Annotated in this window: 22 protein-coding genes, 1 pseudogene and 1 riboswitch; of the genes and pseudogenes, 5 read left to right on the forward strand and 18 right to left on the reverse strand. The window is 53.5% G+C overall.

Going from position 1 to position 25,483, the window contains the following annotated elements; genetic code table 11:
- Positions 1-166: 166 nt before the first annotated feature.
- From MON40_RS05820 to MON40_RS05850, 6 genes are all read right to left on the reverse strand, one after another.
- Positions 167-784 carry a hypothetical protein gene (locus tag MON40_RS05820; RefSeq protein WP_039862967.1) on the reverse strand — a complete coding sequence of 206 codons (618 nt, stop codon included), beginning with the start codon at positions 782-784 and terminating at the stop codon, positions 167-169.
- 34 nt (positions 785-818) lie between these two features.
- Positions 819-2,297 (reverse strand): AAA family ATPase, encoded by a 1,479-nt coding sequence (locus MON40_RS05825; protein WP_003778250.1) that lies wholly within the window; start codon positions 2,295-2,297, stop codon positions 819-821.
- 90 nt (positions 2,298-2,387) lie between these two features.
- Positions 2,388-2,546 carry a hypothetical protein gene (locus MON40_RS05830; protein WP_167317433.1) on the reverse strand — a complete coding sequence of 53 codons (159 nt, stop codon included), beginning with the start codon at positions 2,544-2,546 and terminating at the stop codon, positions 2,388-2,390.
- Positions 2,547-2,670: 124 nt separating this feature from the next.
- Positions 2,671-4,245: a TROVE domain-containing protein gene (locus tag MON40_RS05835; RefSeq protein WP_003778254.1), complete on the reverse strand. Its 1,575-nt coding sequence runs from the start codon at positions 4,243-4,245 to the stop codon at positions 2,671-2,673.
- 517 nt (positions 4,246-4,762) lie between these two features.
- Positions 4,763-5,104 (reverse strand): hypothetical protein, encoded by a 342-nt coding sequence (locus tag MON40_RS05845; RefSeq protein ID WP_003778256.1) that lies wholly within the window; start codon positions 5,102-5,104, stop codon positions 4,763-4,765.
- 9 nt (positions 5,105-5,113) lie between these two features.
- On the reverse strand, positions 5,114-5,584 hold the full coding sequence (locus tag MON40_RS05850; RefSeq protein ID WP_003778258.1) for a hypothetical protein: 471 nt from the start codon (positions 5,582-5,584) through the stop codon (positions 5,114-5,116).
- A 900-nt stretch (positions 5,585-6,484) separates the two neighbouring features.
- Here MON40_RS05850 and MON40_RS05855 point away from each other — a divergent pair.
- Positions 6,485-7,240, forward strand: a complete 756-nt coding sequence (locus MON40_RS05855; RefSeq protein WP_003778259.1) for a tRNA(His) guanylyltransferase Thg1 family protein — start codon at positions 6,485-6,487, stop codon at positions 7,238-7,240.
- Positions 7,241-7,253: 13 nt separating this feature from the next.
- Entirely contained in the window at positions 7,254-8,888 is a 1,635-nt protein-coding gene (gene rtcR / locus MON40_RS05860) for an RNA repair transcriptional activator RtcR (protein WP_003778262.1), read from the forward strand.
- 172 nt (positions 8,889-9,060) lie between these two features.
- Here the strand turns inward: rtcR and MON40_RS05865 are convergent, their stop codons facing one another.
- The 8 genes and pseudogenes from MON40_RS05865 to MON40_RS05900 all read right to left on the reverse strand — a co-directional run bounded on the left by MON40_RS05865 (position 9,061) and on the right by MON40_RS05900 (position 15,291).
- The gene (locus tag MON40_RS05865; RefSeq protein WP_003778264.1) at positions 9,061-9,516 is read right to left on the reverse strand and encodes a hypothetical protein; all 456 of its coding nucleotides are present in this window, start codon (positions 9,514-9,516) and stop codon (positions 9,061-9,063) included.
- A gap of 67 nt (positions 9,517-9,583) precedes the next feature.
- Positions 9,584-9,694: pseudogene (locus tag MON40_RS05870) on the reverse strand (IS5/IS1182 family transposase); the annotation flags it as partial.
- Positions 9,695-9,796: 102 nt separating this feature from the next.
- Entirely contained in the window at positions 9,797-11,083 is a 1,287-nt protein-coding gene (locus tag MON40_RS05875) for a F390 synthetase-related protein (protein ID WP_003778268.1), read from the reverse strand.
- Between the two features lie 58 nt (positions 11,084-11,141).
- On the reverse strand, positions 11,142-11,966 hold the full coding sequence (locus MON40_RS05880; RefSeq protein WP_039862971.1) for an MBL fold metallo-hydrolase: 825 nt from the start codon (positions 11,964-11,966) through the stop codon (positions 11,142-11,144).
- A gap of 4 nt (positions 11,967-11,970) precedes the next feature.
- Positions 11,971-12,951: an NAD-dependent epimerase/dehydratase family protein gene (locus tag MON40_RS05885; RefSeq protein ID WP_003778272.1), complete on the reverse strand. Its 981-nt coding sequence runs from the start codon at positions 12,949-12,951 to the stop codon at positions 11,971-11,973.
- A complete protein-coding gene (locus tag MON40_RS05890; RefSeq protein WP_003778274.1) occupies positions 12,948-13,952 on the reverse strand; it encodes a 3-oxoacyl-[acyl-carrier-protein] synthase III C-terminal domain-containing protein in 1,005 nt (334 codons plus the stop codon). Before MON40_RS05890 ends, MON40_RS05885 begins: the two co-directional genes overlap by 4 nt.
- A gap of 151 nt (positions 13,953-14,103) precedes the next feature.
- On the reverse strand, positions 14,104-14,799 hold the full coding sequence (locus MON40_RS05895; RefSeq protein ID WP_003760310.1) for an LrgB family protein: 696 nt from the start codon (positions 14,797-14,799) through the stop codon (positions 14,104-14,106).
- 12 nt (positions 14,800-14,811) lie between these two features.
- Positions 14,812-15,291: a CidA/LrgA family protein gene (locus MON40_RS05900; protein ID WP_003778278.1), complete on the reverse strand. Its 480-nt coding sequence runs from the start codon at positions 15,289-15,291 to the stop codon at positions 14,812-14,814.
- Positions 15,292-15,305: 14 nt separating this feature from the next.
- Between MON40_RS05900 and MON40_RS05905 the strand changes: the two genes are divergently transcribed.
- Positions 15,306-16,190, forward strand: coding sequence for a LysR family transcriptional regulator (locus MON40_RS05905; protein WP_003778281.1), 885 nt, complete (start codon positions 15,306-15,308; stop codon positions 16,188-16,190).
- 38 nt (positions 16,191-16,228) lie between these two features.
- Here MON40_RS05905 and thiC read toward each other — a convergent pair whose 3' ends face one another.
- The gene (gene thiC / locus MON40_RS05910; RefSeq protein ID WP_003778283.1) at positions 16,229-18,130 is read right to left on the reverse strand and encodes a phosphomethylpyrimidine synthase ThiC; all 1,902 of its coding nucleotides are present in this window, start codon (positions 18,128-18,130) and stop codon (positions 16,229-16,231) included.
- Between the two features lie 92 nt (positions 18,131-18,222).
- A riboswitch (TPP riboswitch) is annotated at positions 18,223-18,322 on the reverse strand.
- A gap of 199 nt (positions 18,323-18,521) precedes the next feature.
- Here thiC and MON40_RS05915 point away from each other — a divergent pair.
- Complete coding sequence (locus MON40_RS05915; RefSeq protein WP_003778285.1) at positions 18,522-19,649, forward strand: Gfo/Idh/MocA family protein; 1,128 nt, start codon at positions 18,522-18,524, stop codon at positions 19,647-19,649.
- On the forward strand, positions 19,646-20,305 hold the full coding sequence (locus tag MON40_RS05920; protein WP_003778288.1) for an NAD(P)H-dependent oxidoreductase: 660 nt from the start codon (positions 19,646-19,648) through the stop codon (positions 20,303-20,305). The genes MON40_RS05915 and MON40_RS05920 overlap by 4 nt, the downstream gene beginning before the upstream one ends.
- Before the next feature lie 112 nt (positions 20,306-20,417).
- On the opposite strand, the gene MON40_RS05925 is transcribed toward MON40_RS05920, so the two are convergent.
- From MON40_RS05925 to MON40_RS05935, 3 genes are all read right to left on the reverse strand, one after another.
- Positions 20,418-21,737 (reverse strand): MFS transporter, encoded by a 1,320-nt coding sequence (locus tag MON40_RS05925; protein WP_039862973.1) that lies wholly within the window; start codon positions 21,735-21,737, stop codon positions 20,418-20,420.
- A 313-nt stretch (positions 21,738-22,050) separates the two neighbouring features.
- Complete coding sequence (locus MON40_RS05930; protein WP_039862975.1) at positions 22,051-23,508, reverse strand: TrkH family potassium uptake protein; 1,458 nt, start codon at positions 23,506-23,508, stop codon at positions 22,051-22,053.
- Between the two features lie 325 nt (positions 23,509-23,833).
- The gene (locus tag MON40_RS05935; protein ID WP_003778296.1) at positions 23,834-25,153 is read right to left on the reverse strand and encodes a DUF445 domain-containing protein; all 1,320 of its coding nucleotides are present in this window, start codon (positions 25,151-25,153) and stop codon (positions 23,834-23,836) included.
- Between the last annotated feature and the right edge of the window lie 330 nt (positions 25,154-25,483).

Here is a 25,483-nt window from a genome sequence, read left to right on the forward strand (position 1 = left end):
GTTTTATAGCGGATTAAAATAAAAATGAGACAAGGCGGCAACGGGTGCCGTGTACGGATAGTACATAAGGGCGTTGGCAACGCTGTATCATTGCAATTTTAATCCGCTATAAACAGACGACCTTGTCGTACCCTGCCATCAAGGTCATCTGAAAACGTTTAAATGCTTATTTTCCGCTTTTGCTGCAAGGATGCTTCGCGCTGTTGTCGCAGACGGTAAAATTACGCAACTGGTTGATAGCCTCGAAGACTTCGGCTTTGTTGGGTGCATAGCGGAAGGCGTATTGTTTCACATACAGGCCGTCGTTGCCTTGTATTGCTTTTACCCAAGTAAATTCGGATTTGTTGGTTTGTGGGTTGTTTTCGCAAGCCATCAGCCATAATACGAAGGGATAACCGTTTTCTTCCCCTTCCCGTACGGTGTCAAAGTTGCCTTTCGGACAGGCATTCTGCCATAAGGAAGCCATATCTGCCCGAAATCTTTCTACGCCCGGTTTCGCGCCTGCCATGGATTGCAGGGTGATCATTTTTGTCCAGTTGTCGACAGTCTGTTTTTGCGGTACGAGCTCGACCATGATCATGCCGTTTTGTTCGGTTTGATAGTCGATTTTGAAGTCTTTGGGCGGTTCGCCGAAGGACGCCATCTCCGCAGCTTGCGCCGCCTGTGCCGCCAACGGGAACATTACGGCGGCAAGCATCAATTTTTTGACAAGATTGGTTTTTTTCATCGTTTTTCCTTTTGCAATAATGAGGGGCGGATGAGACGAAGTATCCGCCGCCGTCATATTATCACAAGCGTCCGGCATTTTTCAGACGACCTTACAGTTGCCGTAAGAATGCTTGGATAAACGCGATCTTATCCAATTCCGGCATAGCATTGAACGCTTCACGATGGTCGTGGATATGGTCGATTAAGGGGTAAAACTCTTCATCGACGTGGCGTTTGTCGAGCTTGCGTCCGATGTTGCCTTCGTTGCTTCGTCCCAGAAACTTGGAAATCAGGTAATACGGTGATTTGAGTTTGAACAGCATTTCGCCGTTTTGCGCATCAAATACCATAAAGCCTTCGTGTTCCACATTTTTCAGACGACCTTTCAGCTCGCCGAATGTGATGTTTTTCAACGTTTCGGGGCGGCGGATGCCGTATTGTTTGCCGATTTCGTCCAATTCGGCTTCGCTAAACTGACGGCCTGTCGCCACGTCGATGCAGCCGATTAAGGTTTCACCCAATTCTTCGCGGATGATGTGGACGTCTTTCGCGTCTGTGATTTCAAACAAAAAAGTGTGGTTCGGATAAGCGCGGAACAGGGGTTCGTATTGCGCGCAGTGTACGGCGGTCATGTCGGCAAACGCGCTGTCGAGCGAACCGGTGGTCGAATACAGCACTTTGCCGTCAAACGCCGCGCCGTAGGACGGATGGTCGTCTGAAAGCGAGACGAAAGTGCAGCAGCCGAGGAAGCCGTTTACTTTTACGACCGCATCCACCAATCTATCGTCGCTGATTCGGATCGGATAACGGCTGCCTTTGGCAATACGTTCCGAATAATTGAACACTTTTTTAAACGGGCGCACGATGATGCGGTTGTGCGCGTCGATAATCAAACCGCGCATTTCCAGCAGCGCATCGTCGAAGCGGTTGTCGTAGAACACGCTGCGGGCGTATTTCAACACGCGCAATTCGGGGTAACGTTTGGACGCTTTGGCGGTAAAGTTGCGGCTGCCGTGTTGCAGATAATTTTCGGTGACAAAGGTTTGCTGCGCTTCGTCAAACGGCAGGGGTTGCTGCTGGAAAGCCTGCATTTGCTTGATTTTTTCCAGTTGTTCCGCGCTGGAGGGTTGTACGGCTTCGACGTGGATTTCGTTTGCCACACGGTTTTGGTTCAGCTTGATATACGCCGCCAACACATCATGCTCTTTCACGCCATGCAGGTTGGGATAGAAATTGTGCATACGGTAGATTTCTGTTTCAAAACCGCTTTTTTTCGCCAGATCCAACAAATGGCGGCAACGCGAAGCCTTTTGGTTGGTGTTGGAATGGATGATTAAAATGTTGCGGTTCGGATTTTGGCGTCCGATTTTTAAGGTCTCGGTCATCAAAGCATTACCGCGTTTCTGAGCCTTATCCAACGCCTCGCCCGACCAGCGGTACACGCCGTTTTCGTCAGTCATGAGCAAGTCGTTTTCAATACGGACGATTTCCGCATCCGGATACTGCGCTTTAAATTCGGCGGCTTTTTGTTCGGCGAAAGTCGATTTTCCCGAACCTTGGTGTCCACGGATTAAGATGAATTTTTGCATAGTGTTTGATTTCCTTATTTGGGTTTTCAGACGACGTTTGGTGTGAGGGGTCGTCTGAAAACAATACGGGCGATTTCCTTATTTGGGTTTTCAGACGACGTTTGGTGTGAGGGGTCGTCTGAAAACAATACGGGCGATTTCCTTATCGATTTCTTCCGCCAACAAACGGACGGGATAACTTTGCCAATCGGGATAACGGCTGCTGTGATAACAATGCCAATAGCTGCGGATACGGTCTTTCTGTCTCATGCCGCAAGGCTGCGGGAAAGGTTTCAATCAGAGCAAGTTCGTCAGCATTCATGTTTGCCACTCAATCTTTTACCGGTAAGGTCGTCTGAAAATGTTAACACCTTATTTTCAGACGACCCCTTGGCTAATTTACCGCCGCCAGCTCGGTTTTCTCAATCTCTTCCACCCAGAAATCCGCGCCCATACCTTGCTCGGCGAACGAGCCGATGAGCGTGAACACTTGGTCGGAGAAGCCTCCAATGTTCAAGATGTCGCAGCGGTTTTGCATCTGCACGGTGGTGTAGGGCTGGATGTCCAAGCAGACGAGTTTGGCTTCAGGGCAGCGTTGTTTCAGGATGTCCCATTCTTTCATCAGGCCGGTCTTGCCGCCCCATCGTTGTCCGCGGTCTGCCCAGCTTTCGTTGTCGGACACGATGACGACCAAATCCACATCGGCTTTTTCGCGGTTCAGCATGGCGAGCGGTGCGCTGCATGCCGTTCCGCCGCCGCCGATATTGGCGAGTTTTTGGGCGTTGGTCATGATGCTGTCGCGCGGGTTGAGCTGCACGTTTACCGTGATTTGTTCAAACGGTATCACACGGGCTTTCGGATTGGTGCGCAACATAGCAGCGGACACGAGCGCGGCGATGTCGATGCAGCGGGTTCTGCTGGTCGCGCTGCCGCGATAGCCGGTGGCCGGGCTGTGCATGGAGCCGGAGACGTCCGGGCAAACCACGACTTTGCCTTGGATTGCCGGTACGTTTTGTACGGCGGTTTCCATCGCGTCTTGCAGCGCTTCGCGGATTTCAGACGGCATCTGTTCGGATGTTGCCTGATACGCGGTCAGCAATTGGTAAGGCAAGACGCGGGCGCGGCGGATGGCGGTTTGGTCGCGCAGTTTTTCTGCCACCATTTTGATGTTTTTGCTTTTCGCAAACACATCGTGGCGCAGGAGAGTGTTCAGGTTTTGGCGAACCTGCTGCCATGAGCCGTTGCGGGCGATTTGCGCCCAGTCGCCGCTATTCAATTCCAAAGCAGTGAGCATTTGGAAGGGAACGTCGGGCAATGCGCCTTGGCGGCTTTGTTTGTAGTCTTCAAAGGCGCGGGTGATGGGCGGCAATGCTTCGCGGTCGTACGGTTTGCCGATAAGCCACGCAAACCAGGCGGCACGCCATGCTTCACGCGGTTTGGGATGCACCATTTTGACCACATCCGCCAGCGACGGAGCATTGCCGATAGCGGCGTTCAACAGTTGTTTTTCGGTAGCGGTCAAAAGCCAGGTCTGCATCAGTTTTTTCGGACGGTTGCCGAAGGATTTTCTGCCGACTGCGCCGCTGCGGATGATTTGCGCGAAGTTGCGCAACATTTTACCGTTGTCCGCCACTTGGTCGAACACGCGGGCAAGCATGTTCACGTCTTTTTGCGCCAACACGGCAAGCAACAGCGCAGGCATGTCTTTCATGAAACCTTTTTGACGGGCATACACGGCGGTTTTGGCGATAAACTCGGCATCCAGGTTTTCTGCCAATTCCAATACTTGCTCAAGTTGGTCTTGCGCATCGGTGTAGTAGGTGCTGTTCAGGCAGCCGGTGGCGGCAAGTTGGGCGAGCTGTTGCTTGGGTGTCAGCGTGTAGGCGATGCCGCCTGCTTCGTTGCGGGTGTCGGCAGCGGTCAAACGGGTTTTAACGGATTGGAACAAGGTGGTGTTAGCCATTTTCATTTCCTTTCGTGTTGTTGGTTTTGGGTGGTCTGAACTGTTCAGACGACCTCGAATGGTTGGCAGCGCAGCGGCTAATATTTGAAGGGATACGGTTTTTTAACGTGGAAGGTTAATGTAATCCCTTCAGGCATCCGCCTGCTGCCGTAAAAAAAGGTGGGCGGCTAGATTGGCAGGATTTCTGCTTCGTATTATTAGTACGACGATTGTTTATCCAATGTAATCCTGCCGGCATCCGCCCGTAAGGGGCGGGCGCATCCTGCAACAAGGGTTGGGGAAATGCATTTTTTACGCGCTCTGCCGGTTAAGCTATTCCGCCTCTGTCTGACGGAAACGGGATTTGAACCCGTACCTCGTACTCCCTAAGTGATGTAATTTCCCCGGCATTTGCCGGTTGCGCCCTTAAACTTTTTATAGTGGATTAACTTTAAACCAGTACGGCGTTGCCTCGCCTTGCCGTACTATCTGTACTGTCTGCGGCTTCGTCGCCTTGTCCTGATTTAAATTTAATCCACTATATTTAATCCTCTAAAATCTTGCTTTCAATCATGCAGCGGATACATGCCTGCCGCACATAGGCTTTGCGGTCGTCTGAAAGACGCAGCACAAGCATGCTTCCATAGCCGAACAGAAAATCTGCTTCTTTGCCCTGCGCCGTGCCGAGTATTTCGGCTTGGCGGAAGGTGCGGCCGTCTGAAAGCGCGATGTCGTAACGGCAGCCTTCCTTTATCAAACTGCATTCCGCTTCGGGAAAAGCCTGTTTCCGCCAAGCCTGCTCGCGTTTGCGGCTGCGGCAGGTTTGGAATGACCAGCAAACCAGAGTCGAAAAAACGATGACGCCTATGATTAGCCAAGTGTTCATATCTATTCCTTAAAGTCGGCTCAATTTCAGGTAGCTTTTTTTCGGAAAAGGATGTTCTACCCATCTTTCCAAATATTCTTTTTCGCCGATATTCAGATAAATATCTTCTAAAATCAGACGGATGTTTTCCGCCAATTCATACCGGTCCACTTTGCCGTGCCATAAGGTTTGTTGTGGACTGCGATTGAAGTTGAAACTGAAAAACCAGTCGTCTGAATAAATCAGCCTCACTTCGGCTTCGTTGCTTTGTTCGGCTGCAGATACCAGTAAGGCCAGTTCGCCGGGTTCGTCTAAAAACAGGACTTTCGCCTCAGTAATGCTGCCGCTGCTTTGCAGAGCAATTGCTAAATCACATAAATCTTTCAGCGAATCATGCAGATAGGAAACAGCCTGTTGATAGTTCTCTTCGCCATATTTCACGGTAACGCTTGCCCAGCCTGCATCGTGCAGTTGATAGGCGATATGAAATGGTTCGGTCATGGCTATGCCTCCTTCAGGTCGTCTGAAAGTGTTGATAAGGGGCAGCACGGCAAACAACGAGTTTTTTGGAAACGCCTAATTGCTCTAACCGACTGAGCTACCCGCCGAAAGCGGGGCAGGACTCGAACCTGCGACGGATGTAGTTCCCAAGGCATTTGTCCGCCATGCTGCAAAAAAGGGTGGGCGGCTAGATTGGCAGGATTTACGCCGTTTCCGGCGGCGGGAATCGAACCCGCAATAACCGATCTAATGTAATCCTGCCGGCATCCGCCCGTAAGGGGTGGTACATCTGGCAACAAGAAGTAGAGAAATTTTTACGCGCTCTATCCTCTGAGCTACTCTGCCATAGTTGGCGGCAGAGGCGGGATTCGAACCCGCGACCTCGAGCGTTGGCAGGCTGTAATTCCTCCGGCATTTGCCGAATGCACCTAAAACGGTTTTCATCGTAGGTCGTCTGAAAAGTTTCAGACGACCTCGAGTGATCAAGCGATACAGCAAGCCATCAACCATTCAGGGAAACAAGGCTGGCATTTGCCTGCTGAATCAGAAAAGGTGGGCGACTAGAAAAACAAGACGTCAACGCCTATTAGGCGAGGCAGGAGTCGAACCTGCAGAAACCTTGTAGTCTTGTCGGCATTCGCCCTGTAACGACACGGCAGCTAAAAATTTACGGAAAATTCTTTCCTATATAACTGTATTTCCCGCAGCATCTGCTGCATCGTTACATTTACAACATAGCCAACAGCGTGCCAACGATAAAAAAATTTCAAAATTAATTTTTAATTTATTGAATAAAAAGAAAATATATTTTTATGTGGTCTTTTGCGGCAAAAAGAGTAGAATGCTGAAAAATATATTTTTAGATAGATTTATAGAAAATAAGATATTTAAGGAGATGTGATGCGATTCGACGATTTGGACAAACGCCTGCGGCAATACGAAACCGCTTACGATTTCTGCGTGCCGCAGGAAAATTTCATCGTAGTGCGCTTGGACGGGCGCGGCTTTACGCGGTTGACTAAGGAGGTTTGGCAGTTTGAAGCCCCATTCGACATCCGTTTCCGCGACCTGATGGCACACACCGTCCGTCATTTGATGAAATGCGGTTTCAATGTGGCGTATGGCTATTCCGAAAGCGATGAAATTTCGCTGCTGTTGCGCCGCGACGACGATACTTTCAAACGCAAAACGCGCAAAATCATTTCGGTATTGGCGGGCGAAGCCAGCGCTGCCTTTTCGGTGGCACACGGGCAGCCCGCCGCTTTTGATGCACGGGTTTGCGTTTTGCCGAACGAAAAACTGGTGGTCGATTATTTCCGTTGGCGGCATGAAGACGCGCACCGCAACGCGCTCAACGCCCACTGCTATTGGATGCTGCGTAAAAAAGGCGAAAGCATGTCCCGCGCCACGGATGCCGTCAGCGGGCTGACACGCGCTCAAAAACACGATTTGCTGTTTGAAAATAACATTGATTTCAACGAACTGCCCGCGTGGCAGAAACGCGGCTTCGGCGTGTATTTTCAGACGACCTTGAAAGAGGGCTTCAACCCGCAAACCAAAGAGAACGTACAGGCGGAACGCCAAATCTTACATACGGATTTCGAGCTGCCTTTGGGCGACGATTACGGCGCATTTGTCTTGGAAAGAATCGTTTAGAGGTCGTCTGAAAATGAATACTGCACCCAAAAAACAAGTCGCCGTCAGCTTTCTCGGCACGGTGTTGGACAGCGGTTTCGGTCAAGGGCGTTGGCAGAAGTGGCGGCCGAATGTCGCCATGAATCAGCGTCATGATTTCCATCTTGACCGCATGGAGCTGTTTTATGCGGAGAAATACCGCGATTTGGCGGATCATGTAAAAGCCGATATTCAGCAGGTATCGCCGCACACCGTTGTCAATCTCGTGCCTATGGAGCTGGAAAACCCGTGGGATTTTTCCGAGGTTTATACCAAGCTGCATGACTGGGCGGCGGGCTATACGTTTGATACTGAAGAAGAAACTTATCTTACCCACATCACCACGGGTACGCACGTCGCACAAATCTGCCTGTTTTTATTGGTAGAATCGCGCCAAATCCCCGGCGTGCTGCTGCAGACTGCGCCGCCGAAAAACCAAAGGCGCAGCATGGGGAAAGGTGATATCGGCGGTTATGAAATCATCGATTTGGATTTGGCGCGTTACGATGTGCTTGCCGAACGCCTTGCCGCCGTGCGCGATGACGCGGTGCGCTACCTGAAAAGCGGCATCTCTACACAAAACGCCGCCTTCAACCGCATGATTGCCGAAATCGAACAAGTCGCGCTGCATTCTCCGTCGCCGATTCTGCTCTCCGGTCCTACCGGTGCGGGCAAATCGATGCTGGCACGCAGGATTTTCGAATTGAAAAAGGCGCGCCACCTGATTAAAGGCGAGTTTGTCGATGTGAACTGCGCCACCTTGCGCGGCGACGGCGCGGCTTCCGCCCTGTTCGGACACAAAAAAGGTGCGTTTACCGGCGCGGCGGAAAAGCGCGAAGGCTATTTGAAAACCGCCGACGGCGGCGTGCTGTTTTTAGACGAAATCGGCGAATTGGGCTTGGACGAACAGGCCATGTTGCTCAAAGCCATTGAAGAAAAACATTTTTATCCTGTCGGCAGCGACAAGGAAGTGCAAAGCAGCTTCCAGCTGATTGCCGGTACCAACCGCGACCTGCGGCGGGAAATCCGCGCCGGACGCTTCCGCGAAGACCTGTTCGCCCGCATCAATATTTGGAACTATCCGCTGCCCGCGCTTGCCGACCGCCGTGAAGATATCGAGCCGAACATCGAACACCAGCTCGCGCTCGCATCGCAGGAACTTGGTCGCGCCACCCGTTTCAATAAAGAAGCCCTGTCTGCCTACCTTGCCTTCGCCCATTCAAACGAAGCCCGATGGCGCGGCAACTTCCGCGACCTTGCCGCCAGCATCATGCGCCTTGCCACGCTTGCCCCGCAGGGCAGGATACAGGTGGAACAAGTGGCGGCGGAAATTGAGCGGCTCAAATGGTTATGGGCTGAAGAGGCGGATTCAGACGACCTTTTGCACAAGGGGTCGTCTGAAAAGGCGGATAACTATCCCGACAAAATCGATTGGGAAAATTTGGATTTGTTTGACCGCTTGCAATTGCAGAACGTGATTGATGAATGCCGAAAACACCAAAACATGGCGCAGGCGGGAAGGGCATTGTTTCATGTTTCCCGAAACAGCCGCGCCAAAACCAATGACAGCGACAGGCTGCGCAAATATTTGCAGAAATTCGGTTTGGAGTGGGGCGATATCGTGCAGTAGATGAGGCTTAAACCGAGCGGGTTGGGGCGGGAGAGGTTTTTATTTCGATTGGCTGGTATTAGGAAGGGTCGTCTGAAAAACTGTTCTCAAGATTCACTGAGTTCGTTTTAGCTCCGCAGAAACTGACTGCGTCCGTTTTCAGACGACCTTTTACTTTGTGGCGGGGATGTATTTATGGTTTGGTCAGATAAGGATATAGATTCAGGCGTCCGTCTTGACGTACGGCTAAATAGTCCGGTGCATCAAACCTCATCCCAGTGCCGTGATAAAGGCATTTTTGCTGAGGATCGGGATACAGTCCGCCGCCCAAATAGCCGATTTCTAGCGGTTGCTGATTGGCAGCATACTGTTTTAACACTGCGGCAGCAGCTTGTGTTTGTTCGGCGGTGGGATGGTCGTCGGCTCGTCCCAGACCAAACAGATCCCAAAAGGTTTTTCTAGGAGGGGTAATACGGATATTGTATGTCGTACACCCATCGTCATAAATTAGGTGTTCTATTTGGCGGACGGAAATTCGATAGTAACCGTGGCTGCCTACAATACTGAGGACTTGGGCTTTTGAAAAATCACCGCCTGCATAGGCTGCTAACGGAAACGATAGGAAGAAGAGGGGGATAAGGTGGCGCATAAGGTTTAGGTCGTCTGAAAGAGTGTTTGGCGTTACTGCAAGCTTAACATGGCAGGTACTACGGAAAGTATAGTGGATTAAATTTAAACCAGTACGGCGTTGCCTCGCCTTGCCGTACTATTTGTACTGTCTGCGGCTTCGTCGCCTTGTCCTGATTTAAATTTAATCCACTATAGGAAGGTAAGGTCGGGTATGGCGTTTTCTTTTTACTGGAAGGGTCGTCTGAAATTTTTCAGACGACCTTTTTGTCTTTGGTTTTAAAGATAATGTTTTAAAACGCTTACGGATTTTCACCATACGGGGAAATTTTCGTCACGCGCCGGCGTTTTTGGTGCAGGGGGCGGGTTTGTTCCGGCTGGAAAATGTAATTAAAGGGGCGAAGTTGCAGCGTCTGCCACAGGCGGTCCAGGTTGCGTGTGGCGGCGGCGCGGGTTTGTTCTGTGTCGGGCGTGAGGAAAATGTGCAGGGCTTTGCCGTGTTGCTCGACGCGGTATTCTTGGATAAGGTCGTCTGAAATCATGGCGCGGCGGATGAAGTCGGCGTAGAGGGCGTAAGGTTCGCCGTTTGCCGTGCGTGCGTCGAGGATGTCGTCGCAGCGTCCTTCGATGGCGCTGATGCGGGCGAATGCGCTGCCGCAGGGGCAGGGGGCGTCGTTGGCAATCAAAACGTCGTCGAGGCGGTAGCGGATAACGGGTTGGCTTTTGCGGTTGAAGTCGGTGATGATGGGGGCGAAGCGGCCGCTTTCGCGGTCTATCCAGTCTTTTTCGATATAGACCATGTCTTCGTTCAGATGCAGGTTGCCGTGGGCGCAGGTGTGGGCAAGGAAGCCTTCGGTGCATTGGTAGATTTGGTGAACCGGCGTGCCGAAGCGTTGTTCGATGCGGGTTTTGACTTGAGGTTCTAAAACTTCGGCGACGGAGATGATTTTTTTGGGGTGTATGGCGAGGTCGGGGTGTTGGGCAAGCTGCTGCAATACTTGGGCGGGGGCGATGAGGATGGTGGGCTTTTGCGCGTTGAGCCTTGGGATGTGCGCGTCCAAGGCTTCGAGCAGGTCGTAAAACTCGAAGCGTATCAGCGGGCTTTTAACGGCGGTGTAGAGGTTGCTGTTGGCGCGCAGGAAGAAGGCGATGCTGTGGCGGGCGAGGTAGGGGCGGGGCAGCATGCGTTTGAGCATATAGCCTGCCCACAGGGCGGACTCTTCGGGGGAAACGAGGAAAATGCCCCTGTTGCCGCTGGTACCGGAGGAAAGTCCGACGGTGATTTCTTTGCCCGAGGTCGTCTGAAAAACGGGGCTGAAGTCGCGGCTTTCTTCGGCTTTGAGCGCGACGGAGAGGGCATCTTTTTCGCTGATGCCGTAGGCGTTGATGTCGGCAAAATGCTGCATGAAGATGCGTTTGTTGATAACGGGGTAGTCTTGCAGCTTGGCGCTGTGGGGGTAGAAGCGGCTGTTGTGGTTCGTTAAAAGGCGGTCGAGCTGTTTTTGCTGGTGTGCTTCAAGGGCGGCACGTTCCGTGTAGTTTCGTGTGTGGAAAAAGGATTTGAGGATTTGCCATTTTGAAGGTTTCATGGTGTGTTCTTTGAGGCGGTTGAGGGGCTTTGCTCGTCGGGTTTTCAGACGACCTGCTTTAATCCAAGCCTTCCATGCCCAATCGACGCAAGGTGGGTTCGCAATGGCTGGGAACGAGGATGATTTCGCGGTTGCGGCGGTGGAGGTGTTGCAGGCGGTCTATGGTGGCTTGGACGGCGTTGCGGTTTTGCGCGATAAGGCCGGTAAGGGGGTTGGGGCGGCGGTTGTGGCTGATGGTCGCAAACCGCCAAACGGCGTCGGCAATCAGGAAAAATTCTCCGGCTATCAGCCCGTATTGTCCGGCGGCATGGCCGGGCAGGGCGACGGCAATCAAATCGGCACTGATGCGGTAGCCTTGTTCAAACGGGTAAAACGCTTCGTCAAGGCGGACTTCGGGCATATCTTCGATAAAGCGGGCGCGCTGCGGCAGGTTTTGGGGCAACAGCTCGCGCAGGAAGCCTTGTTTGACTTCGATGATGCGGTTGGTCAGACTTTCGGGTTTGTCGGTACGGTATACAAAATCGTAGGCGGCGCGGGAAAGGATGATTTCCGTGTTGGGGAAGTCTTTGAGGCCGGCAATATGGTCGGCGTGCAGGTGGGAGAGGAAGATTTGGTTGATGTCGTGCGCGGCATCGCCCAAACGCTCGCGTATGGTCGGTTGGCTGAGGGTGACGGGCGTGGTCAGCGCGTAAAATTTCTCGGGAAATCGGCGGCAGGCTTGGAAAAAGCGGGGCGCGTAGCCGGTATCGAACAGCAGGTTGCCGCCTTGGTGGGTGATGTGGGCGGTCATGGCGGGAAAGGCGGCTTTACGCAGGCTGCCGCCCCGTTCGACCATACATTCGGGATGGGTGCAGTAGCCGGTGTGGTAGAAACGGATGTCCATAGCTTCAGCCTTTCAAGGAGCGGGCGTATTGCCGCAGTCCGTCGGCAACGCTGATTTGGGGTTCGTAGCCGAGCAGCGAACGGGCGCGGCTGATGTCTAGGGTTTGGTCGAAGGAAATCGTACCGATGCTGTAACGGGTGACGAGGGGTTCGCGAAAGGAACGGGTCAGCCGCGCCTGCGTTTCCAGTAGGCGGGCAACGCTGTCAATCAGGCGGTAGGAGACGGGTTTCAGACGACATCCGAGATGCAGGATATCGATGATTTGCCGGTAGAGTGCGGCGATGGTCTGCGGCTCGCCGTTGGTGATGTTGAACGGCATGGCGCGAGGGACATCGGCTTCAGCTGCCAACAGAAGGGCATGGACGACGTTGCCGACGTAGGTCACGTCCACTAATGCGCCGCCTGCTTCGCGGCCGCTGCGCCGAATCAGCGGCAGAAAGCCTTTTTCGGAGATTTTGAGCAGGCGCGGCAGGACGGCGGTATCGTATTCGCCGAAAATGCCGCGCGGACGGATGATGACGCTGGAGAGGTCGGTGGCGGCGGCAACTTCTTGTTCGGCAAGGAATTTGGTGTAAGCGTAGTCGTTGACGAAGTGGCGGCTGATAAAGGTTTCGGGGACTTTGTGCTGGTCGAGGTAGTCGAAATAGATGCTGGGTGTGGAAACGTGTACCAGCTTGCCGATATGGTGCTGCCGCATCGCCGCTAAGACATTTTGCGTGGCGGTCACGTTGGCGCGGTAGAAATCTTCATAACGCCCCCACGGCGAGGACAGCGCGGCGCAATGGAACACGATATCGGCATTGGAAAATGCCTTCAGGGTCTGATTGCGGTCGGACAAATCGAAGGCGTGAAATTCCGTATCCAGCATTTTGCCGATTTCGGCATTGCGCCCGCAGGCGGCTACCTGCCAGCCTTGGGCAAGCAGCGTCTGCACAAGGTTGCGCCCCAGTCCGCCGGTCGCGCCGGTGACGATGGCCTTTTTCATGGTTTTTCCCAAACCAATGCGCCCAAGCCCACGCCTGCGGATGTGCCGAACAGCAAAACTTTATCGCCGGATCGGACGGGGAAGTCGGTCAGCAGGTGGTGCAGCGCGGAGGGAATGGAGGCGGAGATTTGGTTGCCGTGGGTGTTGAAAATATCGACGATTTTGGCAGGATCGAGTTTCAGACGACTGATGATGTGTTGCAAAGCGCCGCGGCTTGCCTGATGCGGAACGATCCAGTCTATGTCTGCCAACGTCAAATCTGCCTGCGCCAACGTTTCATCCAAGAAGCCGGGTATGGCTTCGGCGGCAAGTTTGTAGAGCTTTTTGCCGTTCATGTGGAAATAGGCTTGGGAGACATAGCTTTCGGGATGTTTGGACGGGTGGTTTTCATAGCCGCCCGCGGGAATGGTGCAGAATTCGTAGCCTTCGGGATGTACCTCGAATTTGCTTGTCAGCACGCCGCCGCGTTCAGACGACCTGATGACCGCCGCCGCCGCGCCGTCGCCGAAAATGGTCGAACTGTGAAAATCGTTCCAGTCCAAGCCGACAGAGGCGACGTCGCAGCTGATCAATAAAATGGTGGGATATTTGTGTAACAGAGAATCCGCCAAATCCAAGCTGCGTAAGAACGACAAACAGGTCATGTTGACGTCGAATGCGGCAATCGGGCGCGCGGGCTTCAGCAGGCGCAATGTATGCGCGGCATTGAAGGGAATGCATTGACGGTCGATGCCCGAAGCGTTGATGACGCAATCCACATCGTCAATCGTGATGCCTGCCGCCGCCAGCGCATTTTTTGCGGCTTGAAGCTGCATCGCATCGGCAGATTCGTCATCCGCCAGAAAGTAGCGTTGCGCCAAGCCGCTGAGTTTTTCGGTGCGGCCTTCTTTGATGCCGAGCAGGGCGTCGATTTCGGTGGAAGGGACCAGCCGCGAAGGCAGTCCTTTGCCTGTACCGATGATGTTGAGACGGAGGGATGGGTTCGGATGAGTCGTTTGCATAATATATCCGCTAGTGAGTAATACTTCAGCATAGTATTAATATTTTGTCATTGTCAACGTTTATATCCGCGGCAAACTCAAAAAAAGGTCGTCTGAAAACCTGTAAACGGCTTTTCAGACGACGTTGCCAATATCTTTGTAAAACTGACTATCAGCCCATCAGCCAAACCACCAAATGCACCATGCTCGGCCCGATGATGACCATAAACAGCCCCGCCAAAATCATGGTCAGGCTCGCCATCACGCCTTCGGTTTCGTGGCGTTGTCCGGCGCGGGAAGTGCCGAAGCCGTGGGCGGCGTTGCCCAGTGCGACACCGTTGGCGGTGTGGAAGCGGATGCGGGTGAACGCCAAAAACAAATCGCCGAATATCATGCCGACGAAGCCGGTGATGATGGTGAATAGCGATACCAGCGACGCCGAGCCGTGGATTTCACTTGCCAATACGACGGCAAACGGCGTGGAAATCGAGCGCGCCATCAGGCTGTTGGTGACTTCGCTGTCGAAGTGGAACATATTGCCCATCAGAAACGCGCTGGCCACGCCGACGAACATACCGACCAAAATCGCTATCGACAGGATGGGAAGCTGGCGGCGGATGACTTCGCGGTTTTCATAAATCGGAATGGCGAAGGCGACCGTTACCGGCGTGAGCAGGAAAACGATGCCTTGCGTGTATTTGTGGTAAGTGTCGTAGGAAATGCCCAAAAGCAGCATCAGGACGATGGTGCTGACCGAGACGGTCACGACGGGCGAGAAAATCATCAGTGGTTTTTTACGGTAGATTTTTTTCGCTACAAAATAGGCGAAGCAGGTCCAAGCGAAGCAGGCGAGCGCGGCGTAATCCATTTTTGTTCCCTATCAGGCGTGCAGTTTTTTATACAGGCGGCGTTTCCAGCGGTAGCAGAAATTCAGCGTCAATGCCGTGCTGATCATCACCAGCGCGGTACCGACCGCAATCGTCAGCACCAGCCGCCAACCTTCGGAAAGAAGCAAATCGCGGTATTGCAATACGGAAACCATAATCGGAATAAAGAAAAACACCAGCTCGCCCAACACCCATTTCGCGCCGCGCTCGACCATGCCGGTTTTAATCACGCCCAAACCCAGCAGCGCAAGCATCAAAAACAGCCCCAATACGCCCGAAGAAACAGGCAGATGGGCAAAGCGCACCATCAAATCCGACACCAGCCAAACCAAGCCGACCACGGCAAGCTGCAAGGTCGTCTGAAAAAATCGCGTCAGCGTATCCATAAGGTTTATCCATCCGTAATCCAAAACGAAGGCTTGATTATAAGGATGCGGTTTGCGCATAATATGAATTATCCGCATCAAAATCATGCAAAAGAGGAATAATGGACTTCAAAAGCCTGCATTGCTTCGCCGAACTCGTGCGCCTGCAAAGTTTTTCCGCCGCCGCATCCGCGCTCAACCTGACCCAGCCTACCGTCAGCAAAACCATACAGGCATTGGAAGAAGAGCTGGGTGTGCCGCTGCTGGTTAAAGAAAACGGCCGCAAAAAACGCCAAGTCGCCACCACGCCCATCGGTGAAGAAGTGTACCGCCACGCGCTGAACCTCCTGCATGAACGCGACCTGCTGCTCGCCCGCATCGACGGCTACCGCCACATCAAAAGCGGCACGCTGCGGCTGGGTTTGGCACTGCTCGGCAGCGACCTGCTCAGCAACGCCCTGTTCCGCTTCCGCCGCCAATGGCCCGGCATCGAACTGACCTTCCTCGAACAAGGTTCGCTCGCCATCGAACAATCCTTGCGCAACAACGAACTCGACGCTGGACAACTGCTCGCCCCCGTCCACGAAGACTTCGACAGCATCCCCCTGTGCGACTACCCGCTCGTCGTCCTCATGCCGCGCGCCCAAGCCCGCCATGCCGCCCTCAGCCTCAAAAGCCTGCAACACGAATCGTTTATCCTGTTCGGCTCAGGGTTTTCCCTCAACGAAACCATCCAAACCGCCTGCCGCAGCCAAGGCTTCACCCCCAACGTCGTCTGCCGCACCGGACAATGGGACCTGCTCGCCGACATGGTGGCGCACCATATGGGTATCGCCCTTCTGCCCGAATACTACGCCCGCAAAATCAACCCCGACACCTTCGCCGCCGTCCCGCTGACCGAACCCGAAATCCGCTGGCAACTGACGATGGCGTGGAAAAAACACCAGCGTCCCACCCCCGCACTCAGGGCTTGGCTCGACATCGTCAGGGAAGAGTTCAGAAAATAGAAAAAGGTCGTCTGAAAACTTTTCAGACGACCTTTTTATCAACTGTAAATCTCAGCCCCTTTCTTCACAAACTCAACCGCTTTTTCCTCCATGCCCTGCCGCTGAGCTTTTTGTTTGTCGGCATAGTCGCGCACTTCCTGCGTGATTTTCATCGAGCAGAATTTAGGGCCGCACATCGAGCAGAAGTGGGCGATTTTCGCGCCTTCGGCGGGCAGGGTTTCGTCGTGGAAGCTCTCGGCGCGTTCGGGGTCGAGGCTTAAGCGGAATTGGTCGCGCCAGCGGAATTCGAAACGCGCTTTGCTCAGGGCGTTGTCGCGCAACTGTGCGCCCGGCCAGCCTTTGGCGAGGTCGGCGGCGTGGGCGGCGAGTTTGTAGGTGATGATACCGGTGCGCACGTCTTCTTTGTCGGGCAGGCCGAGATGCTCTTTCGGGGTAACGTAGCAGAGCATGGCTGTGCCGTACCAGCCGATATTGGTCGCGCCTATGCCCGAGGTGATGTGGTCGTAGCCGGGGGCGATGTCGGTAACAAGCGGGCCGAGTGTGTAGAAAGGCGCTTCAAAGCAGTGTTGCAACTCTTCGGTCATGTTTTCTTTGACGCGTTGCAACGGCACATGGCCGGGGCCTTCGATCATGACTTGTACGTCGTGTTTCCACGCTTTGCCGGTCAATTCGCCCAAGGTGTGCAATTCGGCGAACTGCGCTTCGTCGTTGGCATCGGCAATGCAGCCGGGGCGCAGACCGTCGCCGAGGCTGAACGATACGTCGTAGGCTTTCATGATTTCGCAGATTTCGTCGAAATGCGTGTAGAGGAAGTTTTCCTGATGGTGGGCGAGACACCATTTTGCCATGATGGAGCCGCCGCGCGATACGATGCCGGTGAGGCGGTTGGCGGTCATCGGCACATAACGCAGCAACACGCCCGCGTGTATGGTGAAATAGTCCACGCCTTGTTCCGCCTGCTCGATTAAGGTGTCGCGGAACAAATCCCAAGTCAAATCTTCGGCAATGCCGCCGGTTTTTTCCAAAGCCTGATAGATGGGCACCGTACCGATGGGGACGGGCGCGTTGCGGATAATCCATTCGCGCGTCTCGTGGATATGCGCGCCGGTGGATAAATCCATAATCGTGTCCGCGCCCCAACGCAGCGACCACACCATTTTTTCGACTTCTTCGGTCAGGCTGGAGGTTACGGCGGAATTGCCCAAGTTGCCGTTGATTTTGACGCGGAAGTTGCGGCCGATAATCATCGGTTCGAGTTCGGGGTGGTTGATGTTGGCGGGGATAATCGCGCGTCCGGCGGCGATTTCTTGGCGCACGAATTCGGGTGTGATTTGGTCGGGGTGGGTCGGGATGTTCGCGCCGAAACTTTGCCCCGCGTGCTGTTTCAAGAGCTTGACGTATTCGGGCCGTCTGAAAAGTTCGTCCAGCTTCATGCGTTCGCGTATGGCGGCAAACTCCATTTCGGGCGTGATGATGCCTTGGCGCGCATAGTGGAGCTGGGTTACGTTGCGGCCTGCTTTGGCGCGGCGCGGGCGGGTGATTTGGTTGAAACGCAAATGGGCGGTTTGCGGGTCGTGTGCGCGTTCGATGCCGTATTCGCTGGAGAGCTTGGGCAGGATTTCGGTATCGCCGCGTTCGTCCAACCATGCGGTGCGGACGTGCGGCAAACCTTGTTTCAGGTCGATGTGCGCCGCCGGATCGCCGTACACGCCGCTGGTGTCATAGACGGGAATCGGCGGGTTGGCTTCCGTACCTTGCGCCGTGTAGGTGTCATCCTGACGGATTTCGCGCAAAGGCACGCGGATGTCGTTGCGGCTGCCTTGCAGATACACGCGCTCCGAGTTCGGATATTTGAAGCGGATGCCGATGTCTTCGCTCAAGTCGGCAAGCTCGCGCGCTTCGTTGCCGGAAGTTTTGGCGGTTTTCTTTGGCGTAGTCATAAAAAATGCTCCTGTTTTCTCGTTTGAAAAGAAGAAACAGGAGCGTTTTGCTTTTTCAGACGACCTCAATATCAAAAAAGGCCGTCTGAAAGACAGAATCCGTGAAAACTCCCCACGCAGGTATTATCCCGATCGGGTGTAAAGGGTATTTCTCAGCCGCCTGAGTGTCAGGCAGCACCCCTGTTTCGTAAGAGTAGGATTATAAACCACGATACGCATTTGTTGTAAATTAACTTCATATCAGCCTGAGTTTGAAAGGAAAGGGCCGACGGCGGAAAGCACGCCCATATCTTGCCGCCCCGTCAAATTTTTCATGATTTTAGGTATCGGTTGAGGGCTGATTTATCTATAATCTTTTTCCGTTTTTTATAACTATATACGTCGTCTGAAAATGTCTGAAACCATTCAAAACCGCAAAATCAAATTCGCCTTAGTCGGCTGCGGCCGTATTTCCAACAACCATTTTGGCTCGTTTGAAGTATTGCAAGAAGATTGCGAACTCGTTGCCGTGTGCGACATCGATCCTGCCGCGCTTGAAGCGGCGGTCAAACGCACCGGGGCGAAAGGCTATGCCCGCTATACGGAAATGTTGGCGGAAATCGATGCCGACGTAATCGTCATCACCACGCCGTCCGGTTTGCATCCCGAACAGGCGGTTGAGGCGTTGGAAGCGGGTTTTCACGTCGTCACCGAAAAACCGATGGCAACCTGCTTTACTGACGGCGAACTTATGGTTCAAGCTGCCGACAAAGCGGGCAAACGCTTGTTTGTCGTGAAACAAAACCGCCTCAACGCCACGCTGCAACTACTCAAACGCGCGGTCGCAGAACAACGCTTCGGCAAAATCTATATGGTGCATTTGAATGTTTTTTGGACGCGCCCGCAGTCGTATTACGACCAAGGAGGCGGTTGGCGCGGCACTTGGAAGATGGACGGCGGCGCGTTCATGAATCAGGCTAGCCACTACGTCGATTTGATGGAATGGCTTATCGGCCCAGTGGCGGAAGTGCAGGCGATGATTGCGACCCACCGCAAAATTGAAGCTGAAGACACGGGCGTGATGAACCTCCGTTGGCGCGACGGCACGCTCGGCTCGATGGCAGTAACCATGTGCACCTATCCGAAAAACCTCGAAGGCTCGATTACCATTTTGGGCGAAACCGGCACGGTACGCATCGGCGGCATGGCGGTGAACGAAATTCAGGAGTGGAATTTTGCCGACGAGCGTGATTACGACGAACAGGTCAAAACCGCCAATTACGAAACCACGTCGGTGTACGGTTTCGGGCATCCGCTGTATTATCAAAATGTTGTCGATGTATTGCGCGGCAAAGCCGAGCCTATTGTCGATGGACGCGAAGGCTTGAAATCGCTGGAGCTGATTAACGCTGCCTATCTTTCTGCACACAACCGTCAAACAGTTTCGCTGCCGCTGGTGTTGCAATCTTTGCGAACGTTTGACCATTCTGATTGTCCGAAAGGAAGTCCCTTCCATACTCAATCAAAGGAATCATCATGATACTGACCCGCGAACAAGCCCTCGAAATTTTCAAACGCCGCGTTTCCGTCCGCTACTACGACCCTGCGCGCAAAATCAGTGCCGAAGATTTTGCCGCCATCCTTGACTTCGGACGCCTCTCGCCCAGCTCCGTCGGCTGCGAGCCGTGGCAGTTTGTGGTCGTACAGAACACGACATTGCGCGAAAAAATCAAACCCTTCGCCTGGGGGATGCAGGCTTCCATTTCGGATGCCAGCCACGTCGTTTTCCTGTTGGCTCGAAAACACGCCCGCTACGACAGCCCCGCTTTTGAAGAATTGATGGACAGACGCGGTCTGACCGCCGAAGAACGGGCGGGCGCATTTGAACGCTACCGCCGTTTCCAAACCCACGATATGCCCATCGCCGACGACGAACGCGCCCTGTTTGACTGGGCAAGCAAGCAAACCTACATCGCGCTGGGCAATATGCTTACCGGCGCAGCAATGCTCGGCATTGATTCTTGCGCCATCGAAGGCATGGAGTATGCCGCAGTGGAAAAAATCCTTGCCGAAGACGGATTGCTCGACCCTGAACATTACGGATTGTCCGTCGCCGCAACCTTTGGCTACCGTGTGCGCGACATTACCCCGAAACCGCGCCGCGATGCGTCGGAAACGGTAATTTGGGCGGAATAGGGCGCGTAGCCGGATTTCAATGAAATAGGTTGTCTGAAAGTGTTGTTTGACTTTGGTGAAGTGACACTTTCAGACGACCTTTTATTTGGCGGGATGATTTGAAAAACGGCGTTTATCCGTTGATGTCTTCCAGCGTCCTGCCTTTGGTTTCTTCGCCTAGAGCCAAAATCACCAATACAATCAGCATCATTACGCCAGCGAACATCATGAATATATTGCCGAATCCGCTGCTGCCGCCGACCATTTTGGCGACCACCATAGGCGCGAGGATGCCGCCCGCGCGTCCGATGGCGCCAGCCCAGCCGGAGGCGAAGGCACGGAAGCGGAGGGGGTAGAGTTCGGGCGTGTAGGTGTATAAAACGCCCCATGCGCCGAGGTTGAAGAACGACATCAGGCTGCCCCATGCCATGACTTCGGTGGCGCTGCTGCTTTGTCCGAAAAACCACGCGCAGACGGCACAGGCGGCGAGAAAGCCCGCCAAAGTCGCTTTGCGCCCGATTTTTTCCACCAATGCCGCCGCCGCGATGTAGCCGGGCAGTTGCGCGACTATCATCACCAGCACATATTCAAAGGTTTTGACCACCGTATTGCCTTGTTCGACCAGGAGTTTCGGCAGCCAAGTAAAAATGCCGTAATAGGAAAAGACGATGCCGAACCAGACCAGCCACAGCATTAGCGTGCGCCGTGCGAAAGGCTGTTGCCATAGTTGTTTGAAGCGGATGCGCTGTTTTTCCTTTTGCGGCGGTGCGATGGCCGTTGCGGCGGGCGTCATTCCCGCTTCTTCTTCCAAGCGGCTGACCAGCCGGTGCGCTTCGTCCGTTTTGCCTTGCGAGAGCAGGTAGGGTACGGATTCGGGTATGAATTTCAACACCAGTGGGATATACACAATCGGCAGCGCGCCGATTAAAAATGCGCTGTGCCAGCCGAATTTGGGAATAAAGAAATAGGAAGCGAGTGCTGCGGCAAGCCAGCCCAGCCCCCAAAAACTTTCCAGCAACACGATAAAGCGTCCGCGTACTTTCGGCGGCGCGTATTCGCTGACCAAGGACACCGCAACGGGAAGCTGCCCGCCCAGCCCTACGCCGACAAAGAAGCGGAAAAATAAAAGCGCGGACAGGTTGGGTGCAAACGCGCACAAACCCGTTGCTACGCTGTACACTGCCATCGTCCCGGCAAAAACGGTTTTCCTGCCGAAGCGGTCGGCAAACCAGCCGCTGATGACCGCGCCCAATGCCATGCCGACAAAGGAGATGCTGACAATCCAGCCCAATTGCGCAGGCTCAAGCGACCAGTCTTTGCCCAGCTCGGGCAGGATGAACGACACCAGCCCGGTATCCATCGCGTCAAACAGCCAGCCGATACCGACCAGCACCAAAAGCCTGTAATGAAACTTGCTCGGCGGCAAGTTTTGAAGGCGGGTAAGGATATCCATCGTATTTTCCTTTGCGTTGCTTGTTTTGCTCTTGCAGTTTAACGCAGAGCCGCTCCTTTTCAAGGCTTGCCGCTTTGCACGCATCCGTCAGAATGCGGCAAACCTGATATAGTGGATTAAATTTAAATCAGGACAAGGCGACGAAGCCGCAGACAGTACAGATAGTACGGAACCGATTCACTTGGTGCTTCAGCACCTTAGAGAATCGTTCTCTTTGAGCTAAGGCGAGGCAACGCCGTACTGGTTTAAAGTTAATTCACTATAACAAAAAGGTCGTCTGAAAACCCGAAATCCGTTTTCAGACGACCTGTCTTTATTTTTTCCAATAAGCCGGTGTCAGCAAAATCAACACCGTAAAAATCTCCAAGCGGCCCAGCAGCATCACGGCCGAACACAGCCATTTCTGCACATCGCTCAATACCGCATAGCTGCCCGCCGGTCCGACCTCGCCCAAGCCCGGGCCTGCATTGGTAATACACGCGATGACGGCGGTGAAGGCGGAGATAAATTCCATCCCGCTTGCCATCAGCAAAAAGCTGAACACAATCGTCGTCATGAAATAAATCGAAATAAACGCCATCACCGTCAGCGCCATGCGGTCGGGAATCATGCGTCCGTTGACCTTGACCGTGCGCACCGCTTTCGGGTGTAGCAGAATCATCATCTCGCGCAGGCTGAATTTGAACAAGACCAACGCCCGCACGTTTTTAATGCCGCCACCCATAGAGCCGGAGCTTGCCAACAGGTTGGACAGGAAAAACATCCACAGCGACACGATCAGCGGCCATTGCGCGAAATCCGTGTTGGAAAAACCGCTTGCCAGTCCGATGGAGACAAAGTTGAAGCTGACAAAACGCAGCGAATCCCCAAAGGTTGCATAAAAATCCTTCTGCCACAGATACACCGCCGACATCAAAATACTGCCTGCCAGCAGCACCAGCAGTACGCGGCATTCCTCGTCCTGCCAATAGGATTTGAGCGAACGCCGTGTCAGCGCCGTGAAATGCGTGGCAAAATTCACACCGCCCCAAAGCGTGAAAAACATGATCGCCCATTCGACGGTCAGCGAATCAAAATAAGCGATGCTGGCATCGTGTGTCGAAAAACCGCCCAGCGACACCGCCGACATCGCATGGCAAAGCGCGTCAAACCAGCTCATCCCCGCAAAATGCAGCGTCAGAAAAGCCGCCGCCGTCGTCATCGTATAGAAGAACCAAAGCTTCTTTGCCACCTGCGAAATGCGCGGCGCCATCTTGCTTTCCTTGTCCATCCCCGGAATTTCAGCCTTGAAGAGCTGCGTTCCGCCCACGCCCAGCATCGGCAGAATCGCAACCGCCAGCACGATGATACCCATGCCGCCCAGCCAGTTGAGCATATGCCGCCAAAAATTCACCGACGGAGCCAGCGTGTCCAAGCTCGTCATGACCGTCGCGCCCGTCGTCGTCAGTCCGGACATCGCCTCAAAAAACGCATCGGTAAAACTGATGCCCGGGATGTGAATATAAATTGGCATCGCCGCCACCAGCGCAAACGCCAGCCACAACATCAAAACCAACGTAAACCCGTCGCGCGGGCGCAGCTCGCGGCGGAAATGGAAGGTCAGCAGCCAAACCGCGCAAGAGGTCAGCGTTGTCGCCAAAGCCGTGTAGGCAAACGCCGGAAACGCGTTGTCCAGAAAAAAATACGACATCAGCGTCGGTACTGCGAGCACCATGGAAAACAGCAGCCCCAGTCTGGACAAAACGTGGACAATAGGGAGGAACTTATACATATCAATCTTAAATAGGGGTCGTCTGAACGGCGTAATGGACTTGAAGCTGCCGTCCATATCCGCCTGCGAAATCCACATTCAAGCCGTCAAAAGCGGTCGGGAAATTTTCAGACGACCTGTTTTACAGACCATCCTTAGCAGGCAGGCACAAATTCGGTCCGTAATTTTATCAAATTAGGCAAATGGCGTTATTGATATTTTACAGTCGGAAAAGGCAAGGGGTCGTCTGAAAAAATCGACCTCAATCGACATAAACGGACAAAGTAGGGATAAAATGCCGATTGCTTTTTGCGCCGTTGGGCTTTTCAGACGACCTCTTTGCATACTATCCCGCCAGCCACAACGATACCGTATAAATCACCAGTCCGACCAATCCGCCGACGAGCGTGCCGTTGATGCGGATATATTGCAAATCCTTGCCCACGCTCAATTCCAGTTTTTCCACCATCAGGCGGCTGTCCCAGCCTTTGACTTTGTCCGAGACGAACAAAGCGGCCTTATCTTTATAACGCATCACAAAATCCCGAACCAAAAGCGAAATCCGCACATCCGCCCGACGCATAAATTGCGGGTATGCCTGAGCTTGCGAACGCATATGGTTCAGCAGCTTTTCCAGTTGCGCTTGGCACAAAGAATCTTGTTTTTCCACATCTTCCCGCGCCCAGTCCAGAATGCCGCGCCATAAGGTCATGATTTGACGTTGCAGGGCGGGCGATTGCGCGAGCTGTTTTTTGAATTTGTCCAGGCGGCGGTGCCACAGGCGCGATGTGCTCAGGCGTTCGGTCAGTTCGTCGTATTGCACCAAGAATTGTCGGCGCAGCGCGTTATCCTGCTTGTCTGCGGTTGCCAAATAGCCGTCTATCCATGCCAACGCTTTTTCTGCTGCCCAATCATCGACTTTCTCCACCAAGGTTGATTTCACCGCTGCTTTAAGCCTGTCCCAAGTTCCAGGATTGCCGCCTTCGATTTTCGCTGCCCATTCGCGCAGGTTCTGCTCCAGCATTTCGCGGGTTTCCGGCGTTTTCAGCCAACGCCGAATCTGACGGAGCAGGCTTTCAAACGCTTTTTCGTGCATCCCTTGCGCTTTCAGCAGCCGCAAACCGTCGGCAAGCGCGTTGCCGATTTGTCCGCCGCTGTAACGTTCTTCCAGCAGCATTGCCGTAAAACGCGCCGTCTGTTCCGGTTTGGCGATGGCAAGCAGGGTCGGAATCTGCTTGGAAAGCCACGGCAGCCAGTGCGATTTCACGTCTTCGCCGTCCAGCCATTTCAATAATTTATCGCTGGGCTGCGCTTGATAAATACGCATGGCGATGGGTTTGCCCTGCAAAAAATTGTGTTCGATAAACCGCCCCAATTCATCGCCGATGCGTGCCTGATTACGCGGCAAAATCGCGGTATGGGGAATCGGCAGCCCGAGGGGTCGTCTGAAAAGCGCGGTTACGGCAAACCAGTCCGCCAGCGCACCCACCATCGCCGCTTCGGCAAACGCTTTGACAAATCCCAACCAAGGATATTGGCGCACATAAACGGCGGAGGTTGCAAACAGCCCGCACGCCGCAAGCAGCAAGCCCGTCGCCCAACACCTGCTTTTTGCCAACTTTTTGCGCGCCTCATTTAAGCGGACTTGTTCCGAAAGGGTGTGCATTTCTATTCCTTTTTTGAAAATCGGGATTTTTGAGTGGGTGTGTTTGATCAATCGGATTATACGCCGTATTGCCTAATTTTTAATCATTGAATATTTTGGTTGAGAATAGAATAAGTTAGCTGACTTTTCCACAGACTGCACACACAAAGGCAAACACGGTATGTGACTAAACCGACAAACTGCCTATTTTTTAAGCATTGTATTTTTTTGTTTGATTATCAAAAGGTAATAGAACTTATTCACAGGCTGTTCACACCGTTCGGCAAAAAAATTGTGTATAGCGGGGAAAATGGCCAATTCAGGGGTAGGGCGTGTGGACGGATGATGTGG

Origin of the sequence: Neisseria macacae ATCC 33926, assembly GCF_022749495.1 — a bacterium.
Classification (GTDB): Bacteria; Pseudomonadota; Gammaproteobacteria; order Burkholderiales; family Neisseriaceae; genus Neisseria; species Neisseria macacae.

What these genes read in the sequence shown, in the direction of transcription:
- MON40_RS05880 (WP_039862971.1), bottom strand. Translation starts at nt 11,966, where the DNA reads ATGGACATCCGTTTCTACCACACCGGCTACTGCACCCATCCCGAATGT.
- MON40_RS05925 (WP_039862973.1), bottom strand. Translation starts at nt 21,737, where the DNA reads ATGGATATCCTTACCCGCCTTCAAAACTTGCCGCCGAGCAAGTTTCAT.
- MON40_RS05850 (WP_003778258.1), bottom strand. Translation starts at nt 5,584, where the DNA reads ATGACCGAACCATTTCATATCGCCTATCAACTGCACGATGCAGGCTGG.
- MON40_RS05825 (WP_003778250.1), bottom strand. Translation starts at nt 2,297, where the DNA reads ATGCAAAAATTCATCTTAATCCGTGGACACCAAGGTTCGGGAAAATCG.
- MON40_RS05835 (WP_003778254.1), bottom strand. Translation starts at nt 4,245, where the DNA reads ATGAAAATGGCTAACACCACCTTGTTCCAATCCGTTAAAACCCGTTTG.
- MON40_RS05900 (WP_003778278.1), bottom strand. Translation starts at nt 15,291, where the DNA reads ATGATTTTGATGCGGATAATTCATATTATGCGCAAACCGCATCCTTAT.
- MON40_RS05820 (WP_039862967.1), bottom strand. Translation starts at nt 784, where the DNA reads ATGACGGCGGCGGATACTTCGTCTCATCCGCCCCTCATTATTGCAAAA.
- MON40_RS05915 (WP_003778285.1), top strand. Translation starts at nt 18,522, where the DNA reads ATGTCTGAAACCATTCAAAACCGCAAAATCAAATTCGCCTTAGTCGGC.
- MON40_RS05885 (WP_003778272.1), bottom strand. Translation starts at nt 12,951, where the DNA reads ATGAAAAAGGCCATCGTCACCGGCGCGACCGGCGGACTGGGGCGCAAC.
- MON40_RS05920 (WP_003778288.1), top strand. Translation starts at nt 19,646, where the DNA reads ATGATACTGACCCGCGAACAAGCCCTCGAAATTTTCAAACGCCGCGTT.
- rtcR (WP_003778262.1), top strand. Translation starts at nt 7,254, where the DNA reads ATGAATACTGCACCCAAAAAACAAGTCGCCGTCAGCTTTCTCGGCACG.
- MON40_RS05865 (WP_003778264.1), bottom strand. Translation starts at nt 9,516, where the DNA reads ATGCGCCACCTTATCCCCCTCTTCTTCCTATCGTTTCCGTTAGCAGCC.
- MON40_RS05935 (WP_003778296.1), bottom strand. Translation starts at nt 25,153, where the DNA reads ATGCACACCCTTTCGGAACAAGTCCGCTTAAATGAGGCGCGCAAAAAG.
- MON40_RS05930 (WP_039862975.1), bottom strand. Translation starts at nt 23,508, where the DNA reads ATGTATAAGTTCCTCCCTATTGTCCACGTTTTGTCCAGACTGGGGCTG.
- MON40_RS05890 (WP_003778274.1), bottom strand. Translation starts at nt 13,952, where the DNA reads ATGCAAACGACTCATCCGAACCCATCCCTCCGTCTCAACATCATCGGT.
- MON40_RS05830 (WP_167317433.1), bottom strand. Translation starts at nt 2,546, where the DNA reads ATGAGACAGAAAGACCGTATCCGCAGCTATTGGCATTGTTATCACAGC.
- MON40_RS05905 (WP_003778281.1), top strand. Translation starts at nt 15,306, where the DNA reads ATGGACTTCAAAAGCCTGCATTGCTTCGCCGAACTCGTGCGCCTGCAA.
- MON40_RS05855 (WP_003778259.1), top strand. Translation starts at nt 6,485, where the DNA reads ATGCGATTCGACGATTTGGACAAACGCCTGCGGCAATACGAAACCGCT.
- MON40_RS05845 (WP_003778256.1), bottom strand. Translation starts at nt 5,104, where the DNA reads ATGAACACTTGGCTAATCATAGGCGTCATCGTTTTTTCGACTCTGGTT.
- thiC (WP_003778283.1), bottom strand. Translation starts at nt 18,130, where the DNA reads ATGACTACGCCAAAGAAAACCGCCAAAACTTCCGGCAACGAAGCGCGC.
- MON40_RS05875 (WP_003778268.1), bottom strand. Translation starts at nt 11,083, where the DNA reads ATGAAACCTTCAAAATGGCAAATCCTCAAATCCTTTTTCCACACACGA.
- MON40_RS05895 (WP_003760310.1), bottom strand. Translation starts at nt 14,799, where the DNA reads ATGGATTACGCCGCGCTCGCCTGCTTCGCTTGGACCTGCTTCGCCTAT.